Here is a 26,610-nt window from a genome sequence, read left to right as displayed (position 1 = left end):
CGTTGAAGATCGGTCCTTATCAATTAGACAACCCGTTAATTGTTGCCCCAATGGCAGGGGTGACCGATCGTCCGTTTCGGGAGTTGTGCCTGCGCCATGGTGCAGGGATGGCTGTCAGCGAAATGATGTCTGCCAATCCAGACGTTTGGAACACGGCCAAGTCGCTCAACCGTATGGTTCATGAAGGTGAATCCGGTCTCCGTTCGGTTCAGATTGCCGGGGCTGATCCCCAGCAAATGGCCGATGCAGCCCGCTTTAGTGTGGCGCACGGTGCTCAGATCATCGACATCAACATGGGTTGCCCGGCGAAGAAGGTGAACAAGCGCCTGGCTGGCTCTGCCCTGCTGCAGTACCCGGACCTGATTGAGGATATCCTCAAAGCCGTGGTCAACGCCGTGGACGTCCCTGTGACGCTCAAAACACGGACCGGCTGGGATACAGAGAACCGAAACTGTGTCGAAATCGCACAGCTCGCTGAACATTGCGGCATTCAGGCACTGGCGCTGCATGGCAGAACCAAAGCCTGCATGTACAAAGGGGAAGCGGAATACGAATACATCAAGGCAGCAAAGCAGGCGGTGTCGATTCCTGTGATTGCGAACGGTGATATCGACTCGCCGGAAAAAGCACGCTTCGTCCTGGAATATACCGGGGCTGATGCCTTGATGATTGGCCGCCCAGCGCAGGGACGGCCGTGGATTTTTCGCGAAATCCACCACTATTTAACAACCGGTGAACACTTGCCTGCTCCTTCCCTGGAGGAAGTGCGCAGCATTTTGATGGAGCACGTTCAGGCACTCCACGCCTTTTACGGGGAGTACCAGGGGTTACGCATTGCACGCAAACACGTGTCTTGGTACCTCAAAGAACAGGCTTCTGCAGGTGATTTCCGCCGGACCTTCAACGCACTCGAGGATGCCCAACAGCAGCTCGATGCGCTGCAAGGCTACTTCGACAACGTTGCATAAATACCAGAAGAGCTTACAGAATATGTTCGAACAAAATCTGACTTCCGAAGCACTTACAGTGACTACTGTCACTTCTCAGGACCAAATCACACAGAAGCCTCTGCGTGACTCCGTCAAAGCCTCGCTAAAGAACTATCTCGCCCAGCTGAACGGTCAGGACGTCGATGATCTGTACGAGCTTGTACTGGCAGAAGTCGAGCAGCCTTTGCTGGACACCATCATGCAATACACTCGCGGCAACCAGACCCGCGCAGCAACCATGATGGGCATCAACCGCGGTACACTGCGTAAGAAACTGAAAAAGTATGGTATGAACTAAGCAGAACTTTTCTGTTTTTGTTCAGAGAAAGGGGTTCCTGTTCACACAGGAGCCCCTTTCTGATTTTTATCAACGGATCAAGCAGCCCTTCCTCAGCGCTCAGCCATTTCAGCGTTATTCTGCTGCCAGCAGTTTCCCAGCCCGAATCCGTTCGAATTGACCTCACTCATTCGCACACTGAATTCAACTCTCCAATGTAATTTTTCTACCAATCGAATTGAGCGTGACGAAACCTCGAGACAGCGTCTTTATTTCACGATTCAAACAAAAAACAAGAAGTGATAAAGATCACTATCAAGACTGGACCGTCGCCATTCAAATACCTGAAGCGTGACAGCTCGATGTGATCCACTTGCTGATGGCCTTGAGTACATTCAAGGATCGCCACCCGGAAAATTTCAGCTTCATTCGGATGACAATGCATCCGTCACGAACAGTGACTTCTGGAAATCGGAGGGGTACATGGGATGCGCGCTGGGCACATCCCGTGTCAGTCATTGCGGGAAGCCCCTGACTTACAGGTAGTCACACAGGTAGGCTGTGGTGACTTGGATCTGTACCTCAAATGAAGCGTCGCCCGGGACTTCAAAATCGTCACCGGCGTTGTAGGTTTCCCAATCCACATGGCCCGGCAGTTTGACCGAAATCGCGCCTTTGACCACGGTCATCCGCTCCGGGGCGGCCGTTGAAAACGTATAAACACCCGGCTGCATCACGCCGACACTGCTGCGATCGCCCTGGGATTCAAAACCGATGGATTTCACATTTCCATCAAAATATTCGTTATTGTTCAGCATGATAGTCCTTATCCTGAAAAAGCTGGATTCCTCACGCTATCACAGTTCCCTGACAGCGCATACATCTTTCTCAGCCGGACACTGTGATCAATGCGGTTCATCTGCGAGGGCTTCCAGAATTGAGCAATGACTTGCATTGTCATTGTCTTCACCGCAACAGGCATCATTGAGTTTTTTCAGTGCATTACGGATACGCTTCAGCTCCGCCAGTTTACTGTCGATGTCTTCCAGTTTGGCCTGTGTGATCGCTTTCACCTCGGCACAGGAGTGCTGATCCGCTTCGACCCGGATCGCCAGCAGCTCCCGGATTTCGTCCAGACTCAGGCCAATCGCTTTGGCCCTGAGAATAAAGTGAACCCGCGACAGGTCTTCTTCGCTGTATAGCCGGTAACCACTGTCACTACGCTCACCGGGCACCAGCAAACCGTTTTTTTCATAAAACCGCAGCGTATCACTGCTGACCTCGCACAGCTTTGCCAGCTGTCCAATCAAGTACCTAGCCATATTGCCCCATGATGTGCAGACCCTCCATGCTGAATCGTAGCCCTGGATACGACAGAAAACACCAAAGGCAAACGTTTGCGCAACACGGAGAATCATGTAAAATACGCGCCATCACATCCTCCCATCCCACATTACCGTGTGAGGCTATTTGCCAAAGGCAACCGCCATCTGTCCGGTCAGCTTTTGGCAAATAATTCACCGCAATCAAAGAGATGGTAGCAATGGAAAACGCTCGTCCTATTCGCCGTGCTCTGATCAGCGTATCAGACAAAACGGGAATTGTTGAATTCGCACAAGCTCTTGCCAACCGTGGCGTTGATATCCTGTCCACCGGCGGCACGGCCCGTCTGCTGGCTGACAGCGGCATTCAGGTCACTGAAGTATCCGATTATACCGGCTTTCCGGAAATGATGGATGGCCGTGTGAAAACCCTGCACCCGAAAGTCCATGGGGGCGTCCTTGGCCGCCGCGGTCAGGACGATGCGATCATGGAAACGCACGGCATTGCACCGATTGATATGGTTGTTGTGAACCTCTATCCGTTCGCGGCCACCGTCGCCAAGCCAGGCTGTACGCTGGAAGATGCCGTCGAAAACATTGATATCGGCGGCCCGACCATGGTCCGCAGCGCGGCAAAAAACCACAAAGACGTGACCATTGTGGTCAATGCACACGACTACGACCGTGTGCTGGCTGAGATGGCTGGTAATGACGGCTCTCTGACCCATGCAACCCGCTTCGATCTGGCCATTGCAGCTTTCGAGCACACTGCCGCTTACGACGGCATGATTGCCAACTATTTCGGCACCATGGTTCCTTCTTACGGCGACAACAAAGAAGGCGACGACACGTCGAAATTCCCGCGCACCTTCAATCAGCAGTTCATCAAGAAGCAAGACATGCGTTATGGCGAGAACAGCCATCAGGATGCTGCGTTCTATGTTGAAGCGCAACCGGAAGAAGCCTCTGTGGCAACCGCTCGCCAATTGCAAGGCAAAGCATTGTCTTACAACAACATTGCCGATACCGATGCCGCATTGGAGTGTGTCAAAGAATTCGACCAGCCAGCCTGTGTGATCGTGAAACACGCCAACCCTTGTGGGGTCGCGCTGGGTGCAAATCTGCTGGAAGCGTATGACCGTGCCTATCAAACCGACCCAACGTCTGCGTTTGGCGGCATCATCGCCTTCAATGGCGAACTAGATGCTGAAACCGCCAAAGCGATGATTGAGCGCCAGTTCGTTGAAGTGATTATTGCACCAAGCGTCAGCGCTGAAGCAGCAGCAGTCGTTGCTGCCAAGCAAAACGTGCGCTTGCTGGCATGCGGTCAGTGGGACAGCAAAACCACAGGGTTTGATGTCAAACGCGTCAACGGCGGTCTGCTGGTTCAGGACCGCGATCAGGGCATGGTGGATCTGAGCGATCTGAAAGTCGTTTCCAAGCGCCAGCCGACGGAAGAAGAGCTGCGTGATTCGCTGTTCTGCTGGAAAGTCGCCAAGTACGTCAAATCCAATGCGATTGTCTACGCCAAAGGCAACATGACCATTGGTGTGGGCGCGGGCCAGATGAGCCGCGTTTATTCTGCGAAAATCGCAGGCATCAAAGCCGCGGATGAAAATCTGGAAGTCGCTGGCAGTGTGATGGCATCTGATGCATTCTTCCCGTTCCGTGATGGCATTGATGCAGCCGCAGCTGCCGGGATCACCTGTGTGATTCAGCCAGGCGGTTCGATGCGCGATGAGGAAGTCATTGCTGCTGCCGATGAACACGGCATGGCGATGGTCTTCACAGGCATGCGTCATTTCCGTCACTAACATTTCCCGAAGGCGTCAATGCGGCGCCTTCCTGCGTATTTCAGCCTCTGATCCGTTCAGGGGCTTTCCTCCATCTCACGAGGTAAAGGACTGAGCATGAAAATTCTTGTGATTGGTAACGGCGGCCGCGAGCACGCGCTGGGTTGGAAAGCGGCGCAGTCTGCACAGGTCGAGACCGTTTTCGTTGCACCGGGCAATGCAGGCACCGCACTGGAACCAAAACTAGAAAACGTCGCGATTGGTGTGGAAGATATACCGGCACTGGTTGCATTTGCCAAAGAAAATGACATCGCACTGACCATCGTCGGCCCGGAAGCGCCGCTGGTGATCGGTGTCGTCGATGCCTTCCGTGAGGCAGGCTTGCCGATTTTCGGTCCGACTCAGGCGGCAGCGCAGCTGGAAGGCTCCAAAGCCTTTACCAAGGACTTTCTGGCCCGTCATCAGATCCCGACCGCGGAATATCAGAACTTCACTGAAATCGAACCGGCACTGGCCTACCTGCAAGAGAAAGGCGCACCAATCGTCGTGAAAGCCGACGGCCTGGCCGCGGGTAAAGGCGTGATTGTCGCCATGACACTGGCCGAAGCTGAAGCGGCTGTCCGGGACATGCTGGCAGGCAATGCATTCGGTGAAGCGGGTCACCGTGTGGTGATTGAAGAATTTCTGGATGGCGAGGAAGCCAGCTTCATCGTCATGGTTGACGGTGAGCACATCCTGCCGATGGCCACCAGTCAGGACCACAAGCGTGTCGGCAACGGCGACACCGGACCGAATACCGGCGGTATGGGCGCTTATTCTCCGGCACCGGTTGTGACCGCTGACATCCACCAGCGCGTCATGAATGAAGTGATCAAACCCACGGTTGAAGGCATGGCTGCGGAAGGCAATCCGTATACAGGCTTCCTGTACGCCGGTCTGATGATCATGGCCGACGGCACGCCGAAAGTCATTGAATACAATTGCCGGTTCGGCGATCCGGAAACTCAGCCGATCATGCTGCGTCTGCAATCCGATCTGGTCGAACTGTGTCTTGCAGCCGTGGATGGCAAACTCGACACCGTGACCTCTGAGTGGGATCCACGTGCTGCGATTGGCATTGTTCTGGCGGCAGGTGGCTACCCGGCGGCGTACAACAAGGGAGATGTGATTTCAGGCCTGCCTCAGCAGGACGGCGAAGCCGAGAAAGTCTTCCATGCCGGTACGGCGAGCAAAGACGGTCAGGTCGTGACGAACGGCGGTCGTGTGCTGTGTGCCACAGCGATGGGCGTCACCGTCTCTGAAGCCCAGCAGCGCGCTTATGCCCTGGCCAAACAAATCCACTGGGACGGGGCTTTCTGCCGCAACGACATTGGCTATCGTGCCATTGCCCGCGAACAGGCATAAACAGACAGCAACTCTGTCTAATCAATGAAGGCGCCCTCGGGCGCCTTTGTTATATATTTCTCTGGGGCGTTTTAGGACGCTTCTCCCAGCAATACGGGTCGCTCAATGCAGGACTGAGTCGCGGTTCGATTCAGCAATACCGTCTCTGCAGTCAGTTTCCCGGGGCCTTGAGGCTTCCCAACCAGTGCAACATACCCCGATAGGGCCGTTTGCAGGGATTCAACAGCCAGCGCTTTCTGACTATCGCAACGAATCAATCGCTGACCATCCCAGATCCCCTGAACCAGTTCCAGCCCATCCCGGGATTGAGATTTCACCACATCCATGACCTGTTCAGCTTGCTGACTCAGTTGGTTCAGCTGTATATCCGATAGCGGATAGACCGCATCGCCCACTTTGTAACGCTGGAAAACAGCTTCGCCGTGCTGATCGTAGCGCACATGAAGTTCAAATGGCTGTACCGTATTATCCTTCAGAGCCGTTCCGGTCCGCTTCAATTCGCGCAGTCGGCCTTCCCGCCAGCGATAATCCGTCTGGTACTCGCCATACTCCCCCACCCAAACGCGTTCCGATAAAGATTCAGGTTTTGACTGGCGAAAGCTGGCCCAATACAGAGATGCAGCATCCCCGGCAACTTGACCACCGGTCAGAAGCTCAGAAGAAGAACGGGCATGTTGAGAAAGCGGGGTGGCCCCACAGGCAGAAAGTAGAAGTGTCAGTAAAATCAGGCAGGTTCGTTTCATAGAAGAAAAAACTCCGTCGAGGAATGCTCATCGACGGAGTTCAAATTATTTTACAGAGTCTTTCAGCGCTTTACCCGCTACGAAAGCTGGTACGTTTGCTGCAGCGATCTGGATTTCTTTACCCGTCTGTGGGTTACGGCCAGTACGTGCTGCACGGTGATTTACTTTAAATGTACCAAAGCCAATAAGTTGAACCTGGTCACCGGATTTCAGTGCTTCGGTGATGCCGCCCAGAGTTGATTCCAGCGCATCTTTTGCTTGCGCTTTCGTCAGGTCCGCTTGTTCAGCAATCAGGTCAATCAGTTGGGTCTTGTTCATTCGGGTTCCCTTCTAAGGTTTTTCTTCAGACGCATTCCACTCTAATTCAAAAGAAGCCCATGTGGCAAAGGTTTGTCCACTTTCCTGTGGTCGCCTGCGGTCTCTTTAACCATAAACTGAGCGCAAGTTCACAAATTGTTACTATCCTGAAGAAAGCGCTGGTTGCTTTTGCGCCAGAAAGCACCAATCTATACTCCCAAGTCACCTCAGGAAATCAGGACGGTTGCGGGTGGTTTGACTCACGAAAAGTACAACAATCCGCTGACAAACGATGATGTCAGGGCGCGTGAATGCACACGATGAGAGAACCAGGGCAACGAAGCAAACAAAGGACATTGCTTTTATTTTTTGCATTGCATCATCCGGGCGAGTACATCATGAGATAAGATGATGCGCTTCAACCGAACCGATGCCCGGATACTGAAGTCCGACGCTGAAGTGACCAGGTATATTAAGTTGTTATTCCATTGAGAGCTTATAAAAGCGCATGATACTTCTGACCATTTATATCGCAATTGCGATTGGTATTTCGTTTGTTTGTTCCATCCTTGAGGCGGTTCTGCTCAGTATCTCCCCCAGTTATGTCGGTACCCTGCGTCAGCAGGAACACCCCATGGCAGACAAACTGGCTGCACTGAAAGACAATATTGACCGGCCGCTGGCCTCAATTCTGACCTTAAACACCATTGCACACACCATTGGCGCAGCGACAGCCGGTGCGCAGGCGGCCGTCGTGTTTGGCAGCCAGTGGCTGGGGGTGTTCTCGGCGGCTCTGACCGTGGGCATTTTGCTGCTGTCTGAAATTATTCCAAAGACCATTGGTGCAACTTACTGGCGTCAGCTGGCACCACTCACTGCCCGGATGCTGTTCTGGATGGTCTTGTTGCTGCGTCCTTTTGTCTGGGTGTCGGAGCAAATTACCCGCCGACTGTCCCGGGGCCATCAGCCGCCAAAACTGCGGGACGAGCTGTCTGCCATGGCGATGCTGGCGAAAGAGTCCGGCGAGCTGGCAGAGGGTGAGTCGAAAATCATGCATAACCTGCTGCAGTTTTGCGATGTCAGCGTCACGAAGATCATGACCCCGCGCCCGGTACTGTTCCGGGTAGAGGAAACGATGACGATTAATGAGTTTCTGGCGACAGCCAAAGACAGTCCGTTTTCCCGTCCGCTGGTATACCGCGGCAGCAAAGACAATATTCTGGGCTTCGCCCATCGGCTGGAGCTCTTTGCCGAAAGCCAGAGTGGCCGGGGCAATATGACGCTCAATGAGATGATGCGCCCGTTACCTGTGGTGCTGAATCTGGATACCGTGCCTATTGCGTTTGAAAAACTGATGAAAGAGCGTGCGCAGCTGGCACTGGTTGTCGACGAATACGGCACTGTATTGGGCCTGGTGACCCTGGAAGATATCTTTGAAAGCCTGGTCGGCGAGGAAATCGTGGATGAGGCAGACACCAGTACCGACATGCAGCAACTGGCGTTTCAACGCTGGGAACGCTGGAAGAAAAAGCACAACGTTATCGAAAACCGGGATGAGGACGACGAATCCCCGCAATAACACGCATCAGAAACGGCAGGCAATCAGGCCTGCCGTTTTCATCAGGTTCAGCTTCAGAGCTCAATTCCGATATTGCTGACACAAGGATCACGCAATTCTTTGCGCAGACTCTTAATCAGCTCAATATCGCGACTTTCCGCTTCTTTCAGGGCACGATAAATCGCCCACTGCACATCCCACTCTTCACAAACTGCCGGGTTATCTTTCTGATTTTCATTGGTGATGGCTTCGCCGCTTTGCGCTTCTTCCAGATTGGCGACGGTTTCCACCGACAACGCACTGATGCTCAATGCAATTTCAGGGATCTGATCGCGATCCAGCAGGGCATGCAATAAATCCGACAGCGCCACACAGGCATCAATTGCAGGATTCACCGCGTAAAGGTCGAAGTCATCCGCTGCCGGTACCATATCTTCCAGCTTCTCCAACTGCCGCTCAAAATTGATTTTGGCATTCTTCACCGTCAGGATTTCCCAGACGCTGTCGAGGATCAAACGGTAAGGCTGCGGATCAGCAAATTCCGTCTCCTGGCAGAACAGAGCGTAATTGGGATACATCCGTTCACACAAGGAAGCCATAAAGGTCAGGTATTGCCAGGATTCAAATTTTTCTAAGCGAAGCTGAATTGGATTTTTAAGCATGGGATAATCTGTCTGAAAAGGTTCACTGAATTTTACTTGATAACCCGCCAGCGCAAAAGGAAAAGCCACATGCACCAGCTCTGTATCATTTCCCGCCGAGCCGATCTTTACAGGCAACTGATTGAAAAAGAAAACCTTCCTGAACTGAAGATCACTGAAAATCTGCAGGATGCAACGCTGATCCTGGCCGATCCGCCGCTGATGACCAAGCAACTGGCACACTGTTCGAAGCTGGACTGGATGCAGTCCACCTATGCCGGGATTGATGCGCTGACGCAGCCAGGCCTACGCACCGACTACCGTCTGACCAATATCCGCGGCCTCTTTGGCCAGTTGATCAGTGAGTATGTGCTGGGTTATCTGATCAGCCACCAGCGTCATTTTGCACGGTATCAGACGCAGCAACAAGCCGCAGAATGGTACCAGCATCATTACAGCGCCCTGTCGGAAAAAACCATGGTCATTCTAGGCACCGGCACCATTGGCCAACATCTGGCGGGCGCAGCCAAAGCGCTCGGGCTTCGCGTGATTGGCGTGAGCCGCTCGGGTGAGCCGACCACGCATGTTGACCAGATGTTTCCGATTCACCGGTTACATGAAGCATTAGCACTAGCCGATGTCCTGGTGTCTGTTTTACCGGCAACGCAGCAAACCAATGACTTACTCAATGCCGACAGCCTGCGCCATTGTTCGAATACGCTGCTGTTCAATGTTGGACGAGGCAATGCGATCTGTGAGCCGGGCTTGCTGAAAGCACTGGATGCCGGGAACATCGCGCATGCGTATCTGGATGTATTCAAACAGGAGCCTTTACCCCAGGATCATCCGTTCTGGCAGCATCCGGCCATCACAGTCACCCCGCACATAGCAGCAGAAAGCTTCCCGGAACAGGTGATGACCATATTCAAAACTAACTACCTGCGCTATGTTGAAGGAAAGCCACTGCAATTTCAGATTGATTTTGAGCGGGGTTATTAAACCTGTCGATGAACACAAATCCAGATCCGAACGCCTTACCTGCGTTACTCCATCAGATCCGTCAATGTTCGCTGTGTCAGGCCCACTTGCCGCTTGGACCGCGGCCGGTGATTCAGGCCAGCAGCGAAGCCCGCCTGATGATTGTCGGGCAGGCACCCGGCACCCGGGTCCATGAAACCGGTATTCCCTGGAATGACCCCAGCGGAGATCGATTGCGCCAGTGGCTGGCGCTGGATCGGGAGACCTTCTATGACCCCACACAGATAGCCATCATGCCGATGGGCCTGTGCTATCCGGGCAAAGGTAAAAGTGGCGATCTGCCCCCCAGACCCGAATGCGCGCCTCAATGGCACGGACAGGTCTGGCCCTTGCTGCCCAATGTGGGCATGACGCTGTTGGTGGGCCAGTATGCACAGCATTATTATTTGTCCGACAAACCCAAAACACTGACCGAAACCGTGCGGGCCTGGCGACAGTGGGCACCAACCTATCTGCCCCTGCCGCATCCGTCACCGCGAAATACCTTGTGGCTGAAGAAGAATCCATGGTTTGAAGCCGAAGTCGTGCCTTACATCCGGGAATACGTTCACCAGCATCTGGGCCGCCTATGCGCAAAAACGCCGGGAAAATAACGCAAAAAAGCGAGCCGAAGCTCGCTTTTTAAAGGCAGATGTCTGATTACTTGTGATAAGGCGCAGACAGCTCATGAACGGCCTCCACAAACACACCGGCGTTTTCCGGCGGCACATCCAGATGAATACCATGACCCAGATTGAATACGTGACCTGTGCCTTCACCAAAACCGGACAGAATCCCTGCCACTTCTTCACGAATTCGCTCGGGTGCAGCGTACAGCATCGACGGATCCATATTACCCTGCAGGGCAACCCGGTCGCCAACACGGCGTTTTGCATCAGCAATATCGATGGTCCAGTCCAGACCGACCGCATCACAACCCGTATCCGCAATCGCTTCCAGCCACATCCCGCCATTTTTGGTAAACAGGGTGACCGGTACACGGCGGCCGTCGTTTTCACGGATCAGGCCATCAACAATCTTGTGCATGTACTGCAGGGAGAACAGCTTGTAATCCCGTGGCGTGAGGACGCCACCCCAGGTGTCAAACACCATCACCGACTGAGCACCCGCTTTGATCTGCGCATTCAGATACGCGATCACGCTGTCTGCCAGTTTATCCAGCAGAGCGTGCAGCACAGCAGGCTCTGCATACATCATTTTCTTGATCTTGGTGAATGCCTTGGTACTGCCACCTTCCACCATGTAGGTCGCCAGTGTCCACGGGCTACCTGAGAAACCAATCAGCGGCACTTCGCCTTTCAAATCTTTGCGGATCTGACGAACCGCATTCATCACGTACTGCAGTTCCCCTTCAGGATCAGGGATTCCGATTTTGTCGACATCAGCCTTACAGGAGATCGGACGCTCAAATTTCGGACCTTCACCGGTTTCAAAATACAGCCCAAGCCCCATGGCATCCGGAATCGTCAGAATGTCAGAGAACAGAATCGCCGCATCCAACGGAAAACGACGCAATGGCTGCAATGTGACTTCACTTGCCAGCTCAGCATTCTTACACAGCGACATAAAATCGCCGGCCTGACTGCGGGTGGCACGGTATTCCGGAAGATAACGGCCCGCCTGACGCATCATCCAAACTGGAGTACAGTCAACCGGTTGTTTGAGCAAAGCACGCAGATAGCGATCGTTTTTCAATTCTGTCATTGTCAACATCCTGGCAAGTTAATGGCGCTATTGTAACACTCTGGTCCGGGAACAGCAGCCAAAGGGATAAGCTGGGAAGTCATTAATGCCGCTCAGAGCACATCAACCCGCCCTTTCATACGTTCAGTGTCCGGGGTTTCTTTTCCGGTAATCTAATGTTGCAGATATTTTAATCAGTTCTTTATCAATTCTTTGTTAGGGTGAATAGAAGCCAACATCGGCTGCAACATAGTTTGGAGGATCAATGAACCTGCAAGTTGTTATCGAATTTACCGAAACGGGCATCTACAAAGACAGATGCTGGGAAAGCTCATTCAAAGCGATGAAAGGTCAGTTGCACCGCGTCTCACCCCAGTACGCAGCGCACCTGATCAAAAACGCCAAAGCCATCTTTCGCGACATCCCCGAGATTCACTCGGAGTAACCGACACTCGCTTCCTTTCTATCAGGGTGCCATCCCTTTTGATGACTGCTATCACTCACGGCTGTGTTCCCGAAATGCCGCGTCCTGACTGACGGCATCACAGGTCGCCTGAATCAGACGATAAGCAATGGTGCCCGGCGGCGCGATCGGCGGGAGCTGATCACAGTCAAACCAACGGGCATCCACCAGCTCTTCGTAGTCAGGTCGGATCTGCCCGCTGTGATAATCGGCCAGAAAACCCATCATCAGATTCGACGGAAATGCCCATGGCTGGCTATCGAAATAACGGATATTGGTCAGCGTGATCCCGGTTTCTTCTGCCACCTCACGGGCCACACATTCTTCCAGTGTTTCACCCGGCTCGACAAATCCGGCAATCACCGTGTACATCCCATTTTGATGACGCGGATGCTGCGCCAGCAAGATCTGCCCGCCTTTTCGCACAGCCACGATAATGCAGGGGGAGACTCGCGGATAATGATGCTGCCTGCAATCCTGACACACCATCGCCAATGCGTTATCTGCCAGTTGCGCCGTCCCGCCACAGGCCGGACAAAACGCCTGCGACTCACACATGAAAGACAGTTGCTGCGCTTTCCCTGCCAATGCAAACAAAACCGGATCTACATCGAGTAATTCCCTTAAGGAATAAAAATTTTCATCCGGCAGATCTGTCGGATCTTCCAACCAGCAGACGGGCACACCCTGATAGCTCCCGATCTGACGCGATCGCGTGTGATCTAGACAAAAAGCACTCGGTGGGGTTAGCGGTAACTTACCCGCTTCCAAATAGATCCGGCGATCACGGATGACACACCAGTAAGCAGGGTCTTGCTTTTTTGACATCAGGAATTCCTCTCTCCTTGCAGGGGGGATATTTTGCTGGCAATCTAAACAGAACAACGGAATTTGGCGTCGCCATACATGGTACTCTTGGACTGTCTAAGAGTTTGACAGGTATTGTTTTCTGCTCATGCACTGATGCTGGGCGATCATGAGGACATGGTCATGTTAAGTAAATTCGAACAAGTGCAAAAACAATGGGGTGGCAGTAATGATGTCATCGATCACTGGCTCATGTCGAGGCAGCAACTGTTGATCGATTACTGCAAACTGGCCGGACTGCCTCCTTTCGAAAACAAATCACGACATCTGCCCACCTCTGCCCAACTGCAACTATTCAGCCAACAACTGGTGGATTACATCTCAGAAGGTCACTTTAAGATCTATGACCAGGTCATGGCAAGATGGCAGGCCACCGGATACTCTCCTACCACTGAAATCTCTCAGCTTTATCACAAAATCACAGATACCACAGATCCTTTACTGAATTTCGCTGATCGCTACTGCGAAATTACGGATGAGAGTGAAGACTGGGACGATTTTGATCAGGATTTGTCTGAAATGGGTGAGCAGATGGAATGGCGATTTGAACTGGAAGATGAGCTGATTGAACTCATCAGTGAGAGTTTGGCGGTGCCACCGGGCGCTTAACCAGCAGGTGTTATGCTTCCCACCCTGCGTTGTCCGGTGCGGCTGACCACGCGGAGACAGATCTGTCCTGAAATCCAACAACAATGAAACCAGAGGCAACCCGTTTCCAGCGTTTCATGGCGCAAAACAGCAGATAAACAAAAGGCACCCCGGAGGGTGCCTTTTTTGTCTCGGAGCTTGCCCCGGAACTTAGTCTTCGTCGTTCAGGCCTGCATTCAGCAGTGCCGCCAGATCTTGAGACGCCTGCTCGGCATCAACCTGTGGCTCAACTGGTGCTAGATCCGCATCGCGACGGCGCTGACGTTCCTGGTGGTAAGAGAAGCCCGTACCTGCAGGAATCAGACGACCTACAATCACGTTCTCTTTCAGACCACGCAGCTCATCACGCTTACCAGCAACAGCAGCTTCAGTCAGTACGCGAGTCGTTTCCTGGAACGACGCCGCAGAGATGAAGGACTCAGTTGCCAGAGACGCTTTGGTGATACCCAGCAGATCACGCTCGAACAGTGCTGGCTGTTTGCCATCGGCAATCAGCTGACGGTTCGCGATGTTCACGCGGGAGAATTCCACCTGCTCGCCTTCCAGGAACTCAGAGTCGCCGTGGGAGGTAATGGTTACCTTACGCAGCATCTGACGAACAATCGTTTCGATGTGCTTATCGTTAATCTTAACGCCCTGCAGACGGTAAACTTCCTGAACTTCGTTCACGATGTACTCAGCAACAGCGTGAACACCACGCAGACGCAGGATATCGTGCGGCGCTTCTGGACCATCGGCGATCACATCACCTTTCTCAACTTTCTCGCCTTCGAAGACGTTCAGCTGACGCCATTTCGGAATCATTTCCTCATATGGCTGACCCTCAGTTGGGGTGATGATCAGACGACGCTTACCTTTGGTCTCTTTACCGAAGGAGACTGCACCTGTGATTTCAGCCAGGATTGCAGGCTCTTTCGGCTTACGCGCTTCGAACAAGTCAGCAACGCGCGGCAGACCACCGGTGATATCTTTTGTACCGCCGGATTCCTGAGGAATACGTGCCAGTGTGTCACCGATACCTACAGATGCACCATCATCCAGCTGAACGATCGCTTTACCTGGCAGGAAGTACTGTGCCGGCATCTCGGTACCCGGGATCATGACATCGTTGCCTTTGTCATCCACCAGTTTCACCATCGGACGCATGTCTTTACCTGCACCGGTACGCTCTGCACCGTCCAGGATCACGATGGAAGACAGGCCAGTCAGCTCGTCGGTCTGACGAGAGACAGTCACACCGTCAATCAGGTCAACGAACTGCAGGTGACCTGCTACTTCGGTGATGATTGGCATGGTGTGCGGGTCCCAGTTCGCCACAACTTCACCCGCATCAACTGCATCATTGTCGCCTTTGCTCAGCATCGAACCGTAAGGCAGCTTATAGCTTTCCTTGGTACGGCCGAACTCATCAACAACGGTCATTTCAGCAGCACGGGAAGTGATCACCAGCTTGCCGTCACCATTGGTAACGAACTTCGCATTGTGCAGCTTCACAGAACCTTTGTTCTTCACCTGAATGCTGTTTTCTGCCGCAGCACGCGATGCCGCACCACCGATGTGGAACGTACGCATTGTCAGCTGTGTACCTGGTTCACCGATTGACTGTGCAGCCACAACACCGACCGCTTCACCCTGGTTCACCAGGTGACCACGCGCCAGGTCACGACCGTAACAGTTACGGCATGCACCGAAGTCGTTTTCACAGGTTACAACAGAACGTACTTTCACCTGGTCGACAGAATTTTCTTCCAGGATGTCACACCATTTCTCATCCAGCAGGGTGTTCCGTGGTGCCAGTACTTCTTCCGTACCTGGTTTCAGCACATCTTCTGCAACAACTCGACCCAGTACGCGATCGCGCAGTGGCTCTTTCACGTCACCACCTTCGATCAGTGGCATCATGTTGATACCCGCATGGGTTCCACAGTCGTCTGCAGTGATCACAACGTCCTGCGCAACGTCTACCAGACGACGGGTCAGGTAACCGGAGTTCGCTGTTTTCAGTGCCGTATCCGCCAGACCTTTACGCGCACCGTGCGTCGAGATGAAGTACTGCAGTACGTTCAGACCTTCACGGAAGTTCGCGGTGATTGGCGTTTCGATGATCGAGCCATCTGGCTTCGCCATCAGACCACGCATACCCGCCAGCTGACGAATCTGTGCCGCAGAACCACGCGCACCAGAGTCGGCCATCATGTAAACGCTGTTGAACGACTTCTGCTGCTCTTCTTCACCGTCACGGTTAATCACGGTATCGAAAGACAGGTTATCCATCATCGCTTTCGCAACTTGCTCGTTCGCCGTTGCCCAGATATCGATAACTTTGTTGTAACGTTCGCCCGCGGTCACCAGACCGGACTGGAACTGATCCTGAATTTCTGCAACTTCAGCTTCTGCTTCAGCGATCTTGGTGTATTTCGCATCAGGCACGACCATATCGTCGATACCAACCGACACACCAGACAGGGCTGCGTAAGCAAAACCTGTGTACATGATCTGGTCAGCAAAGATAACAGTTTGCTTCATACCCAGTTCACGGTAACAGGTGTTCAGCAGGTTTGAGATCTGCTTCTTGCCCAGTGCTTCCGTGTTGACCAGGCTGTATGGCAGGCCTTTTGGCACGATTTGCCACAGCATGGCACGACCGACAGTGGTATCCACCAGCTGGGTGTTTTTCACCAGCTCGCCTTGCTCGTTTTTCACGTGCTCGGTGATACGCACTTTCACACGGGCATGCAATTCAGCATTGCCGGTGCGGTACGCTTTCTCTGCTTCAGCAGAGCCAGCCAGGTACATGCCTTCGCCTTTCGCGTTGATCTTGTCACGGGTCATGTAGTACAGACCCAGTACAACGTCCTGAGACGGTACGATGATTGGATCACCGGATGCTGGCGACAGAATGTTGTTCGTCGACATCATCAGCGCACGCGCTTCCAGCTGGGCTTCCAGCGTCAGCGGCACGTGAACAGCCATCTGGTCACCATCGAAGTCGGCGTTATAAGCCGCACAAACCAGCGGGTGCAGCTGAATTGCTTTACCTTCGATCAGAACAGGTTCGAACGCCTGGATACCCAGACGGTGCAGTGTTGGTGCACGGTTCAGCATCACCGGGTGTTCGCGGATCACTTCGTCCAGGATATCCCAAACGACAGCTTCTTCACGCTCAACCATCTTCTTGGCAGCTTTGATGGTGGTCGCCAGACCACGGGTTTCCAGCTTGCCGTAGATGAACGGTTTGAACAGCTCCAGTGCCATTTTCTTCGGCAGACCACACTGATGCAGACGCAGGTATGGACCCACGGTAATCACCGAACGGCCTGAGTAGTCAACACGCTTACCCAACAGGTTCTGACGGAAACGACCCTGCTTACCTTTGATCATGTCAGCCAGAGATTTCAGCGGACGCTTGTTCGAACCAGTGATGGCGCGACCACGGCGGCCGTTGTCCAGCAGCGCATCCACAGACTCTTGCAGCATACGTTTTTCGTTACGTACGATGATGTCTGGGGCAGCCAGATCCAGCAGACGCTTCAGACGGTTGTTTCGGTTGATCACACGACGGTAAAGGTCGTTCAGATCAGAAGTCGCGAAACGACCACCATCCAGCGGTACCAGCGGGCGCAGATCCGGCGGCAGTACTGGCAGTACTGACAGGATCATCCATTCTGGGTTGTTACCGGATTGAACAAATGCTTCAACCAGCTTCAGACGCTTAGTCAGCTTCTTACGCTTGGTTTCAGAGTTGGTTTCTTCCAGCTCTTCACGCATCAGTTCGATTTCAGCATTCAGATCCATGTTGGCCAGCAGTGCTTTCACTGCTTCGGCGCCCATGCGCGCGTCGAACTCATCGCCCCACTCTTCCAGCGCGTCCAGATACTGTTCTTCAGACAGCAGCTGACTCCGCTCAAGATTGGTCATGCCTGGTTCGATAACCACATAAGATTCAAAATAAAGCACACGCTCGATATCACGCAGCGGCATGTCCATCAACAGACCGATACGGGATGGCAGTGATTTCAGGAACCAGATGTGGGCTACAGGAGAAGCCAGCTCAATGTGACCCATACGCTCACGACGTACTTTGGTCTGAGTAACTTCTACACCACATTTTTCACAGATCACGCCACGGTGCTTCAGGCGCTTGTATTTACCACAAAGACATTCATAGTCTTTGACCGGGCCAAAGATACGTGCACAGAACAGACCGTCACGCTCAGGCTTAAAGGTACGGTAGTTAATGGTTTCTGGCTTTTTCACTTCACCGAAAGACCATGAACGAATCATGTCAGGTGAAGCAAGACCGATTTTGATCGCGTCAAATTCTTCGGTCTTGTGCTGTGCTTTCAGAAACTTAAGTAAGTCTTTCACATTCGGCTCCTGTGAGGAGTTGACCCATAAAGGCGCCGGGGCAGCGGCGCCTTCATATTGATACCGGATTTAAGAGTCCCTGACCAAGTCAGGATTACTCGTCTTCCAGCTCGATGTTGATACCCAACGAGCGGATCTCTTTCAACAGTACGTTGAAGGATTCCGGCATACCTGGTTCCATACGGTGATCGCCATCGACGATGTTCTTATACATCTTCGTCCGGCCATTCACGTCATCCGATTTCACGGTCAGCATTTCCTGCAGCGTATAAGCGGCACCATAAGCTTCCAGTGCCCACACTTCCATCTCACCGAAGCGCTGACCACCGAACTGAGCTTTACCACCCAGTGGCTGCTGAGTAACCAGACTGTACGAACCAGTAGAACGCGCGTGCATCTTGTCGTCGACCAGGTGGTTCAGTTTCAGCATGTACATGTAACCTACGGTTACAGGACGCTCAAACTGCTCACCCGTACGGCCATCAAACAGGTTCAGCTGACCAGATTCTGGGAGATCACCCAGTTTCAGCAGCTCTTTGATTGAAGGCTCTGGTGCACCATCGAAAACAGGGGTCGCGATTGGCAGACCACCACGCAGGTTCTCAATCAGGGTACGAACTTCATCATCAGACATAGACGCAATGTCTACCTTCTGACGGGTATCGCCCAGATCATAGACCTTCTGCAGGAACTCGCGGAACTTATGCAGTTCCTGCTGTTCTTTCAGCATCTGATTGATCTTGTCACCGATACCTTTCGCAGCCAGACCCAGGTGAGTTTCCAGAATCTGACCGATGTTCATCCGCGAAGGTACACCCAGTGGGTTCAGTACGATATCGACAGTCTGACCTTTCTCATCGTAAGGCATGTCTTCAACCGGACAGATCTTCGAGATAACACCTTTGTTACCGTGACGACCGGCCATCTTATCACCCGGCTGAATGCGGCGCTTCACGGCCAGATAGACCTTCACGATCTTCAGGACGCCAGGGGCCAGATCATCACCTTGAGTGATCTTACGGCGCTTGGTTTCGAACTTCTTGTCGAACTCAGCTTTCAGCTCGTCGTACTGCTCAGCCAACTGCTCCAGCTGGTTTTGCAGAGATTCGTCATCCAGTGTCTGCGAGAACAGCTTCTCACGGTCCATGCCAGACAGTCGGTCTTCAGCATAACCGGCAGACAGCAGCAGAGAACGGACACGAGCCAGCAAACCACCTTCCAGAATCTGGAATTCTTCGGTGATATCTTTCTTCGCTTCTTTCAGCTGCATCTCTTCAATTTCGAGTGCACGCTTGTCTTTCTCTACGCCATCACGGGTGAAGACCTGAACGTCGATGATGGTACCCGACACGGAGTTCGGTACACGCAGCGACGAGTCTTTCACATCAGAGGCTTTCTCACCAAAGATAGCACGCAGCAGTTTCTCTTCTGGCGTCAGCTGGGTTTCACCCTTCGGTGTTACCTTACCCACCAGAATGTCACCACCCTTCACTTCCGCACCGATATATACGATGCCGGACTCGTCCAGTTTGGACAGGGCAGCTTCACCCACATTCGGGATATCTGCTGTGATTTCTTCAGCACCCAGCTTGGTATCACGTGCCACACAGGACAGTTCCTGAATGTGGATAGTGGTCAGGCGATCTTCCTGAACAACACGCTCAGACACCAGGATGGAGTCCTCGAAGTTGTAACCGTTCCAAGGCATGAACGCGATACGCATGTTCTGCCCAAGAGCCAGTTCACCCAGGTCGGTTGAAGGACCATCTGCCAACACGTCACCACGTGCAACAGGTTCACCAGGCATCACAGTCGGACGTTGGTTAATACAGGTGTTCTGGTTAGAACGGGTGTATTTGGTCAGGTTGTAGATGTCGATACCCGCTTCGCCTGGTACCAGCTCGTCTTCGTTGACTTTAATCACGATACGAGAAGCATCGACGGACTGAACCATACCGCCACGTTTCGCAACGGCTGTTACACCGGAGTCAACCGCAACCGCACGCTCAATACCTGTACCAACCAGCGGCTTGTCTGCACGCAGTGTTGGAACAGCCTGACGTTGCATGTTCGCACCCATCAGGGCGCGGTTCGCATCATCGTGCTCCAGGAATGGGATCAGGGACGCTGCCACAGAAACCACCTGGTTGGTTGCAACGTCCATGTACTGGACGTGATCACGTGGGTGAAGACCAGATTCACCTTTGTGACGAGCCGTGATCAGTTCATCAGTAAAACCACCGTCTTCTTCAAGCGCGGCGTTTGCCTGAGCGATAACAAACTGACCTTCTTCAATCGCAGACAGATAATCAATCTGGTCGGTCACTTTGCCGTCAACCACTTTACGGTATGGCGTTTCCAGGAAACCGTATGGGTTACAACGAGCAAATACAGACAGCGAGTTGATCAGACCGATGTTCGGACCTTCAGGGGTCTCGATCGGACACAGACGACCATAGTGCGTTGCGTGAACGTCTCGAACTTCAAAGCCCGCACGCTCACGTGTCAGACCGCCCGGACCCAGTGCAGAGATACGACGCTTGTGCGTGACTTCTGACAGCGGGTTGTTCTGATCCATAAACTGAGACAGCTGAGAAGAGCCGAAGAACTCTTTCACTGCCGCTGAAATTGGTTTGGCGTTGATCAGATCCTGAGGCATCACGTTGTCCAGATCACCCAGACTCAGACGCTCTTTCACTGCACGCTCAACACGCACCAGGCCGACACGGAACTGGTTCTCAGCCATTTCGCCGACACTACGGATACGACGGTTACCCAGGTGGTCGATATCATCAACTTCACCTTTACCGTTCCGGATGTCGATCAGCTTACGCATGACTTCGATGATGTCATCGTGGTCCAGCGTTCCCGGGCCAGTGGTTTCTTCACGCACCAGAGAGCTGTTGAACTTCATGCGGCCTACCGCAGACAGGTCATAGCGATCTTCGGTGAAGAACAGGCTTTCGAACAGCTGCTCTGCCGCTTCGCGCGTTGGTGGCTCACCAGGGCGCATCATGCGGTAGATTTCGACCAAAGCACTCAGACGATCAGTCGTGCTGTCGATACGCAGGGTATCAGACATGTACGGACCGTAGTCCAGGTCGTTCGTAAACAGCACCTGAATTGACTTATGACCCGCCTGAGACAGCTTCGCCAGGCTTTCCAGGCTTAGTTCCTGGTTAGCTTCTGCGATCAGTTCACCGGTTTCTTCGCTCACGTAATCACGTGAAGAAATTTTACCGACGATGTACTCAACAGGCACTTCAATGTGGTCAACATTGTCTTTCTGCAGTTGACGGATATGGCGCGCGGTAATCCGGCGGCCTTTCTCAACGTACACTGTACCGTTCGCTTCGATATCGAAGCTCGCAGTTTCCCCACGCAGACGGTCAGGGATCAGTTCCATCACCAGAGACTTGCCTTGCACTTCGAAATTGATCTTCTCAAAGAACAGGTCAAGAATTTGCTCGGTGGTGTAACCCAGGGCGCGCAGAATAATAGACGCAGGCAATTTACGACGACGGTCGATACGAACGTAGACGTTATCCTTCGGATCAAATTCGAAATCCAACCATGAACCACGGTATGGAATGATGCGTGCGTTATACAGCACTTTACCTGAGGAGTGGGTTTTACCCTTATCGCTGTCGAAAAAGACGCCCGGGCTACGGTGCAGCTGGGATACGATAACCCTCTCGGTACCGTTAATAACGAATGTACCGTTATCTGTCATGAGCGGAATTTCGCCCATGTAAACTTCTTGTTCTTTAATGTCTTTGACGGTGCCAGCTGGTGCATCCTTGTCATACATAACAAGACGTAGCTTCACGCGCAGTGGCGCGGAGTACGTTACACCACGAATCTGACATTCTTTGACATCGAACACCGGCTCACCGAGACGATAGCTAACGTATTGCAGCTCGGAATTGCCGTTATAGCTCTGAATTGGGAAAACAGAACGAAAGGCAGCTTCTAGACCGTAATGCCCTTCCGGATCCTGCTCGATGAACTTATCAAAAGACTCAAGCTGGATCGACAGCAAGTAAGGTACATCCAATACTTGTGGACGCTTACCAAAATCCTTACGGATACGCTTTTTCTCGGTATAAGAGTAAACCATAGGTTCCTCAGATCGCTGATAAGTGATCCTAACTACCTCTAGTAAGAGGCAGTGACTAATAACATTGTTTGTCGCAGGGACAGCACTGGATTACAGGCTGTTAAACGCATGGGAAATGGTTGCAAAACAATGTGAAAAACACCACTACCCTACAGCGCAAAAGGGCCGGTGGCTTTTTAGCCACCAGCCCATAGCCATTAAGGCTAAGAAATTAAGTAATAATTACTTGATTTCAACAGAAGCACCAGCTTCTTCCAGCTGAGCTTTCAGAGCTTCAGCTTCAGCTTTCTCAACGCCTTCTTTCAGAGGTGCTGGAGCGCCGTCAACCAGGCCTTTCGCTTCTTTCAGACCCAGACCAGTTGCGCCACGTACTGCTTTGATTACAGCAACTTTGTTCGCGCCAGCAGCAGTCAGGATTACGTCGAATTCAGTTTGCTCTTCTGCAGCTGCACCTTCAGCAGCACCGCCAGCAACAACTGCTGCCGCAGCAGAAACGCCGAACTTCTCTTCCATAGCTTCGATCAGTTCAACAACTTGCATTACAGACATTTCTGCAACTGCGTCTAGGATTTGCTCGTTAGTGATAGACATAACAATTCTCTTTAAAAGTCAACAATTAGTTTAAATAGCAACCAGTGAAAAGCCAAATAGATTAAGCGGCTTCTTTCTGATCGCGGATAGCTGCAATAGTGCGAACCAGCTTGCCAGCAGAAGCTTCTTTCATGCACATCATCAGACGTGCAATCGCTTCGTCGTAAGTCGGCAGTTTCGCCAGAACGTCTGCATCAGTCAGTGTGCCTTCGAATGCAGCAGCTTTGATCTCGAAATCTTTGTTCTCTTTAGCGAAGTCTTTGAACAGACGCGCCGCAGCACCTGGGTGCTCGTTAGAGAAAGCAAGCAGAGTCGGACCTACGAAAGTGTCAGTCAGACACTCGTAGTTAGTACCAACCACTGCACGACGAGCCAGAGTGTTACGAACAACACGTACGTAAACGCCCGCTTCACGCGCTTGTTTACGCAGAGTAGTCATTGCACCCACGGACACGCCACGAGAATCAGCTACAACTGCAGACAGGGCACCGCTGGCAGCTTCGTTGACTTCAGCAACAATTGCCTTTTTGTCTTGAAGGTTTAAAGCCATTGGATTTGCTCCTGGATTGTGTTTACCCACTCACTGCAAAATTGCAGGAGAGTTTGTACGGCGCAGATCCAAGAAAGAAAAAATCAATCATGTTCCTGGCACCGTCTACGTAGGCTGAATTATTAAGCTCAGAGAACACCTACGGTCTGGGACGAAGATCCCGGCAGGAAAACTGCCCGGATCTTAGCCATAAATTCGAAACGCAGGATTATACATAATCCCAGCGATTCTGCAAATATTAAGCGTTAGCGTCCAGAGAATTCTGGTCTAGCGCAACACCCGCACCCATTGTGGTTGAGATGCTAACTTTCTTGATGAAAGAACCTTTCGCAGAAGCAGGCTTCGCTTTTTTCAGCGCAACCAGCAGAGATTCCAGGTTTTCTTTCAGTTTGTCAGCGTCAAAATCAACCTTACCAATGGTGGTGTGGATGATACCGTTCTTGTCGTTACGGTAACGAACCTGACCTGCTTTTGCGTTTTTAACCGCTTCAGCAACGTTTGGCGTTACAGTACCAACTTTCGGGTTTGGCATCAGGCCACGTGGACCCAGGATAGTACCCAGCTGACCCACAACGCGCATTGCGTCTGGAGAAGCGATAACGACGTCAAAGTTCATTTCGCCTTTCTTCACTTGCTCAGCCAGATCTTCCATACCAACCAGATCCGCACCAGCTTCTTTCGCAGCTTCAGCGTTAGCACCTTGCGTGAATACCGCTACGCGGATGTCACGGCCAGTACCGTGTGGCAGTACAGTTGCGCCACGAACGTTCTGATCAGATTTACGCGCATCAATGCCCAGGTTAACTGAAACGTCAACACTTTCTACGAATTTAGCAGTAGCCAGTTCTTTCAGCAGAGCAACAGCTTCGTTGATGTCGTATTCACGAGTTGCGTCAACTTTCTCGCGGATAACGCGCATACGCTTAGTTAGTTTTGCCATTGTCTTAACCCTCTACTACCAGACCCATAGAACGGGCAGTACCCGCGATAGAGCGCTTCATCGCTTCGATGTCGGCACCAGTCATGTCAGCAGCTTTAGTTTCTGCGATTTCCTGAATCTGAGCGTCAGTAATCGTACCAACTTTCTCAGTGTTCGGACGACCAGAACCAGACTTGATACCTACAGCTTTCTTCAGCAGAACTGCTGCAGGTGGAGTCTTGGTGATGAAAGTGAAAGAACGGTCACTGTAAACAGTGATAACAACTGGAGTCGGCAGACCTTTTTCCATAGAGTCTGTTTTTGCGTTGAACGCTTTACAGAATTCCATGATGTTCACACCGTGCTGACCCAGAGCTGGACCTACTGGTGGAGAAGGGTTTGCCATACCAGCTGCAACTTGCAGCTTGATGTAAGCTTCTACTTTTTTAGCCATTACAAATTACCTTAATTTGGGTTCAAACGTCTGCTTTCTGCAAACAGACTCCCCGTCTAACGAAAGGGCGCGAAATTATAGTCCAATTCCGCGCCCCTGACAATAATGCCTGATTATTTATTGATCAGTTTTTCTCAACCTGACCAAACTCCAATTCTACCGGCGTTGCACGACCGAAGATCGATACAGAGACCTTCACGCGGCTCTTGTCATAATCGACTTCTTCCACCACACCGTTAAAGTCGGCAAACGGACCGTCTGTCACGCGAACCACTTCACCCGGCTCGAATACGGTCTTGTGAACCGGAGATTCACTTGCCTGCTGAAGACGATTCAGAATCGCTGCAGCTTCTTTATCAGAAATCGGTGCCGGACGATCAGAAGTACCGCCAATGAACCCCATCACACGAGGGATGCTACGAACCAGATGCCAGGTTTCATCGTTCATCACCATTTGCACAAGCACGTACCCTGGGAAGAACTTACGCTCGCTTTTGCGGCGCTGACCAGCGCGCATTTCAACAACTTCCTCTGTCGGTACCAGGACCTCGTCAAAGTAGTCTTCCATGCCATGCATCTTGATATGTTCACGTAGTGACTGTGCTACACGACCTTCAAAACCAGAAAAGGCCTGCACAACATACCATCGTTTTTTAGGAGCTTCGCTCATGAACTTTTACCTCTATACACCGGTAACCAGGCGGACCAAACGGACCATGATGCCGTCGATACCCCACAGGGCTAACGCCATAATGACAGTGACAGCTAAAACGATAAAGGTTGTCTGCGTCGCTTCCTGACGAGTTGGCCATACGACCTTGCGGACTTCCATGCGCGATTCACGAGCAAAAGTGATCGCTGTTTTACCTTTCGCAGTCATTGCGGCAATGCCACCAGCAGCAGCAACAAGAACCACTACGCCTGCAGCTCTGGCAGCGACAGAAGTTACCTGCTCACTAAACAGGTAAAAACCAACCACGGCAGTTGCCAGCAGTGCAAATACAACAACCCACTTCAGGCCATCCATACTACTAGAGCTGCTTTGGTTTTCAGCATTCGCTTTCATACAACCAACCTGTAACTTGTCTCAATATAGACGAAAATAACCTCGCAAGTGGCGAGGCATTCAAAGGATTTAATCAATCCCTATTGACGCTCTGTACGCCTAACGCACTTTTTACTCGGCACACTGACCAAAAAATGCGCTAATCTGAATCGGAACGTAGAAAAAGGGCATCAAATGATGCCCTTTTTCGTGCCTTGTCGTCAAATATTATTCAACGATCTTAGCAACAACACCAGCACCAACGGTACGGCCACCTTCACGGATTGCGAAGCGCAGACCTTCGTCCATTGCGATAGGTGCGATCAGAGTAACAACCATCTTGATGTTGTCACCTGGCATAACCATCTCAACGCCTTCTGGCAGTTCGATAGTACCAGTCACGTCAGTTGTACGGAAGTAGAACTGTGGACGGTAGCCTTTGAAGAACGGCGTATGACGGCCACCTTCGTCTTTAGACAGAACGTATACTTCTGACTCGAACGTTGTGTGCGGCGTGATTGAACCAGGCTTCGCCAGAACTTGACCACGCTCAACTTCGTCACGCTTAGTACCACGCAGCAGAACACCAACGTTCTCACCAGCACGGCCTTCGTCCAGAAGCTTACGGAACATCTCAACGCCAGTACAAGTTGTTGTCGTGGTCTCTTTGATACCAACGATAGCAACTTCGTCACCTACACGAACGATACCTTGCTCTACACGACCCGTAACTACAGTACCACGGCCCTGGATTGAGAATACATCTTCGATTGGCAGGATGAACGGCTTGTCGATTGCACGCTCTGGCTCTGGGATGTAGTTGTCCAGCGCTTCAGCCAG

The 26,610-nt window shown here is 52.1% G+C and carries 25 protein-coding genes; 9 read left to right on the top strand and 16 right to left on the bottom strand.

What is annotated here, in order from left to right; genetic code table 11:
* Nucleotides 1-2: 2 nt before the first annotated feature.
* Together dusB and fis are read left to right on the top strand one after the other, a co-directional pair.
* Nucleotides 3-968: a tRNA dihydrouridine synthase DusB gene (gene dusB / locus Q4579_RS16655; RefSeq protein WP_303565735.1), complete on the top strand. Its 966-nt coding sequence runs from the start codon at nt 3-5 to the stop codon at nt 966-968.
* Nucleotides 969-990: 22 nt separating this feature from the next.
* A complete protein-coding gene (fis, locus tag Q4579_RS16650) occupies nt 991-1,287 on the top strand; it encodes a DNA-binding transcriptional regulator Fis (protein ID WP_027254108.1) in 297 nt (98 codons plus the stop codon).
* 515 nt (nt 1,288-1,802) lie between these two features.
* On the opposite strand, the gene Q4579_RS16645 is transcribed toward fis, so the two are convergent.
* A complete protein-coding gene (locus tag Q4579_RS16645; protein ID WP_211646854.1) occupies nt 1,803-2,084 on the bottom strand; it encodes a pyrimidine/purine nucleoside phosphorylase in 282 nt (93 codons plus the stop codon).
* A gap of 87 nt (nt 2,085-2,171) precedes the next feature.
* On the bottom strand, nt 2,172-2,588 hold the full coding sequence (zntR, locus tag Q4579_RS16640; RefSeq protein ID WP_303565733.1) for a Zn(2+)-responsive transcriptional regulator: 417 nt from the start codon (nt 2,586-2,588) through the stop codon (nt 2,172-2,174).
* Between the two features lie 221 nt (nt 2,589-2,809).
* On the opposite strand from zntR, the gene purH reads away from it, so the two are divergent.
* Together purH and purD are read left to right on the top strand one after the other, a co-directional pair.
* A complete protein-coding gene (gene purH / locus Q4579_RS16635) occupies nt 2,810-4,402 on the top strand; it encodes a bifunctional phosphoribosylaminoimidazolecarboxamide formyltransferase/IMP cyclohydrolase (RefSeq protein WP_303565731.1) in 1,593 nt (530 codons plus the stop codon).
* A 96-nt stretch (nt 4,403-4,498) separates the two neighbouring features.
* A complete protein-coding gene (gene purD / locus Q4579_RS16630) occupies nt 4,499-5,785 on the top strand; it encodes a phosphoribosylamine--glycine ligase (RefSeq protein WP_303565729.1) in 1,287 nt (428 codons plus the stop codon).
* Between the two features lie 71 nt (nt 5,786-5,856).
* Here the strand turns inward: purD and Q4579_RS16625 are convergent, their stop codons facing one another.
* Complete coding sequence (locus Q4579_RS16625; protein WP_303565728.1) at nt 5,857-6,528, bottom strand: DUF1481 domain-containing protein; 672 nt, start codon at nt 6,526-6,528, stop codon at nt 5,857-5,859.
* A 45-nt stretch (nt 6,529-6,573) separates the two neighbouring features.
* Nucleotides 6,574-6,846 carry a nucleoid-associated protein HU-alpha gene (hupA, locus tag Q4579_RS16620; protein WP_211646849.1) on the bottom strand — a complete coding sequence of 91 codons (273 nt, stop codon included), beginning with the start codon at nt 6,844-6,846 and terminating at the stop codon, nt 6,574-6,576.
* A 487-nt stretch (nt 6,847-7,333) separates the two neighbouring features.
* On the opposite strand from hupA, the gene Q4579_RS16615 reads away from it, so the two are divergent.
* The gene (locus Q4579_RS16615; protein WP_303565726.1) at nt 7,334-8,404 is read left to right on the top strand and encodes a CNNM domain-containing protein; all 1,071 of its coding nucleotides are present in this window, start codon (nt 7,334-7,336) and stop codon (nt 8,402-8,404) included.
* 53 nt (nt 8,405-8,457) lie between these two features.
* On the opposite strand, the gene Q4579_RS16610 is transcribed toward Q4579_RS16615, so the two are convergent.
* The gene (locus Q4579_RS16610) at nt 8,458-9,045 is read right to left on the bottom strand and encodes a YjaG family protein (RefSeq protein WP_303565725.1); all 588 of its coding nucleotides are present in this window, start codon (nt 9,043-9,045) and stop codon (nt 8,458-8,460) included.
* Between the two features lie 69 nt (nt 9,046-9,114).
* Here Q4579_RS16610 and Q4579_RS16605 point away from each other — a divergent pair, with 69 nt between their 5' ends.
* Nucleotides 9,115-10,023, top strand: coding sequence for a D-2-hydroxyacid dehydrogenase (locus tag Q4579_RS16605; RefSeq protein ID WP_303565724.1), 909 nt, complete (start codon nt 9,115-9,117; stop codon nt 10,021-10,023).
* An 8-nt stretch (nt 10,024-10,031) separates the two neighbouring features.
* Complete coding sequence (locus Q4579_RS16600) at nt 10,032-10,655, top strand: uracil-DNA glycosylase family protein (protein ID WP_303565723.1); 624 nt, start codon at nt 10,032-10,034, stop codon at nt 10,653-10,655.
* A gap of 46 nt (nt 10,656-10,701) precedes the next feature.
* On the opposite strand, the gene hemE is transcribed toward Q4579_RS16600, so the two are convergent.
* Nucleotides 10,702-11,766 (bottom strand): uroporphyrinogen decarboxylase, encoded by a 1,065-nt coding sequence (hemE, locus tag Q4579_RS16595; RefSeq protein WP_303565722.1) that lies wholly within the window; start codon nt 11,764-11,766, stop codon nt 10,702-10,704.
* A gap of 244 nt (nt 11,767-12,010) precedes the next feature.
* On the opposite strand from hemE, the gene Q4579_RS16590 reads away from it, so the two are divergent.
* Nucleotides 12,011-12,190, top strand: a complete 180-nt coding sequence (locus Q4579_RS16590; protein ID WP_303565801.1) for a hypothetical protein — start codon at nt 12,011-12,013, stop codon at nt 12,188-12,190.
* A 51-nt stretch (nt 12,191-12,241) separates the two neighbouring features.
* Here the strand turns inward: Q4579_RS16590 and nudC are convergent, their stop codons facing one another.
* On the bottom strand, nt 12,242-13,036 hold the full coding sequence (gene nudC / locus Q4579_RS16585) for an NAD(+) diphosphatase (RefSeq protein ID WP_303565721.1): 795 nt from the start codon (nt 13,034-13,036) through the stop codon (nt 12,242-12,244).
* Nucleotides 13,037-13,192: 156 nt separating this feature from the next.
* Here nudC and rsd point away from each other — a divergent pair, with 156 nt between their 5' ends.
* Nucleotides 13,193-13,684, top strand: coding sequence for a sigma D regulator (gene rsd / locus Q4579_RS16580; protein ID WP_303565797.1), 492 nt, complete (start codon nt 13,193-13,195; stop codon nt 13,682-13,684).
* Between the two features lie 189 nt (nt 13,685-13,873).
* On the opposite strand, the gene rpoC is transcribed toward rsd, so the two are convergent.
* The 9 genes from rpoC to Q4579_RS16535 form a co-directional block, all read right to left on the bottom strand.
* On the bottom strand, nt 13,874-18,091 hold the full coding sequence (gene rpoC, locus Q4579_RS16575) for a DNA-directed RNA polymerase subunit beta' (RefSeq protein ID WP_303565720.1): 4,218 nt from the start codon (nt 18,089-18,091) through the stop codon (nt 13,874-13,876).
* Nucleotides 18,092-18,185: 94 nt separating this feature from the next.
* On the bottom strand, nt 18,186-22,211 hold the full coding sequence (gene rpoB, locus Q4579_RS16570) for a DNA-directed RNA polymerase subunit beta (RefSeq protein ID WP_303565719.1): 4,026 nt from the start codon (nt 22,209-22,211) through the stop codon (nt 18,186-18,188).
* A gap of 222 nt (nt 22,212-22,433) precedes the next feature.
* Nucleotides 22,434-22,802: a 50S ribosomal protein L7/L12 gene (gene rplL / locus Q4579_RS16565; protein WP_211646840.1), complete on the bottom strand. Its 369-nt coding sequence runs from the start codon at nt 22,800-22,802 to the stop codon at nt 22,434-22,436.
* Between the two features lie 61 nt (nt 22,803-22,863).
* A complete protein-coding gene (gene rplJ / locus Q4579_RS16560; protein ID WP_211646839.1) occupies nt 22,864-23,352 on the bottom strand; it encodes a 50S ribosomal protein L10 in 489 nt (162 codons plus the stop codon).
* A gap of 238 nt (nt 23,353-23,590) precedes the next feature.
* Entirely contained in the window at nt 23,591-24,292 is a 702-nt protein-coding gene (gene rplA / locus Q4579_RS16555; protein ID WP_303565718.1) for a 50S ribosomal protein L1, read from the bottom strand.
* Between the two features lie 4 nt (nt 24,293-24,296).
* A complete protein-coding gene (gene rplK / locus Q4579_RS16550) occupies nt 24,297-24,725 on the bottom strand; it encodes a 50S ribosomal protein L11 (protein WP_211646837.1) in 429 nt (142 codons plus the stop codon).
* 124 nt (nt 24,726-24,849) lie between these two features.
* Complete coding sequence (nusG, locus tag Q4579_RS16545; protein ID WP_027254132.1) at nt 24,850-25,395, bottom strand: transcription termination/antitermination protein NusG; 546 nt, start codon at nt 25,393-25,395, stop codon at nt 24,850-24,852.
* Between the two features lie 12 nt (nt 25,396-25,407).
* Complete coding sequence (secE, locus tag Q4579_RS16540; protein ID WP_303565716.1) at nt 25,408-25,791, bottom strand: preprotein translocase subunit SecE; 384 nt, start codon at nt 25,789-25,791, stop codon at nt 25,408-25,410.
* Nucleotides 25,792-25,998: 207 nt separating this feature from the next.
* A partial coding sequence (locus Q4579_RS16535) for an EF-Tu/IF-2/RF-3 family GTPase (protein ID WP_303565714.1) occupies nt 25,999-26,610 on the bottom strand: 612 nt, incomplete at its 5' end.

It is taken from the genome of Photobacterium sp. 1_MG-2023 (genome assembly GCF_030547945.1).
Taxonomy (GTDB): domain Bacteria; phylum Pseudomonadota; class Gammaproteobacteria; order Enterobacterales; family Vibrionaceae; genus Photobacterium.
The sequence above is the reverse complement of the archived record's forward strand: the minus strand, read 5'-3'. Positions and strand labels throughout refer to the sequence as shown.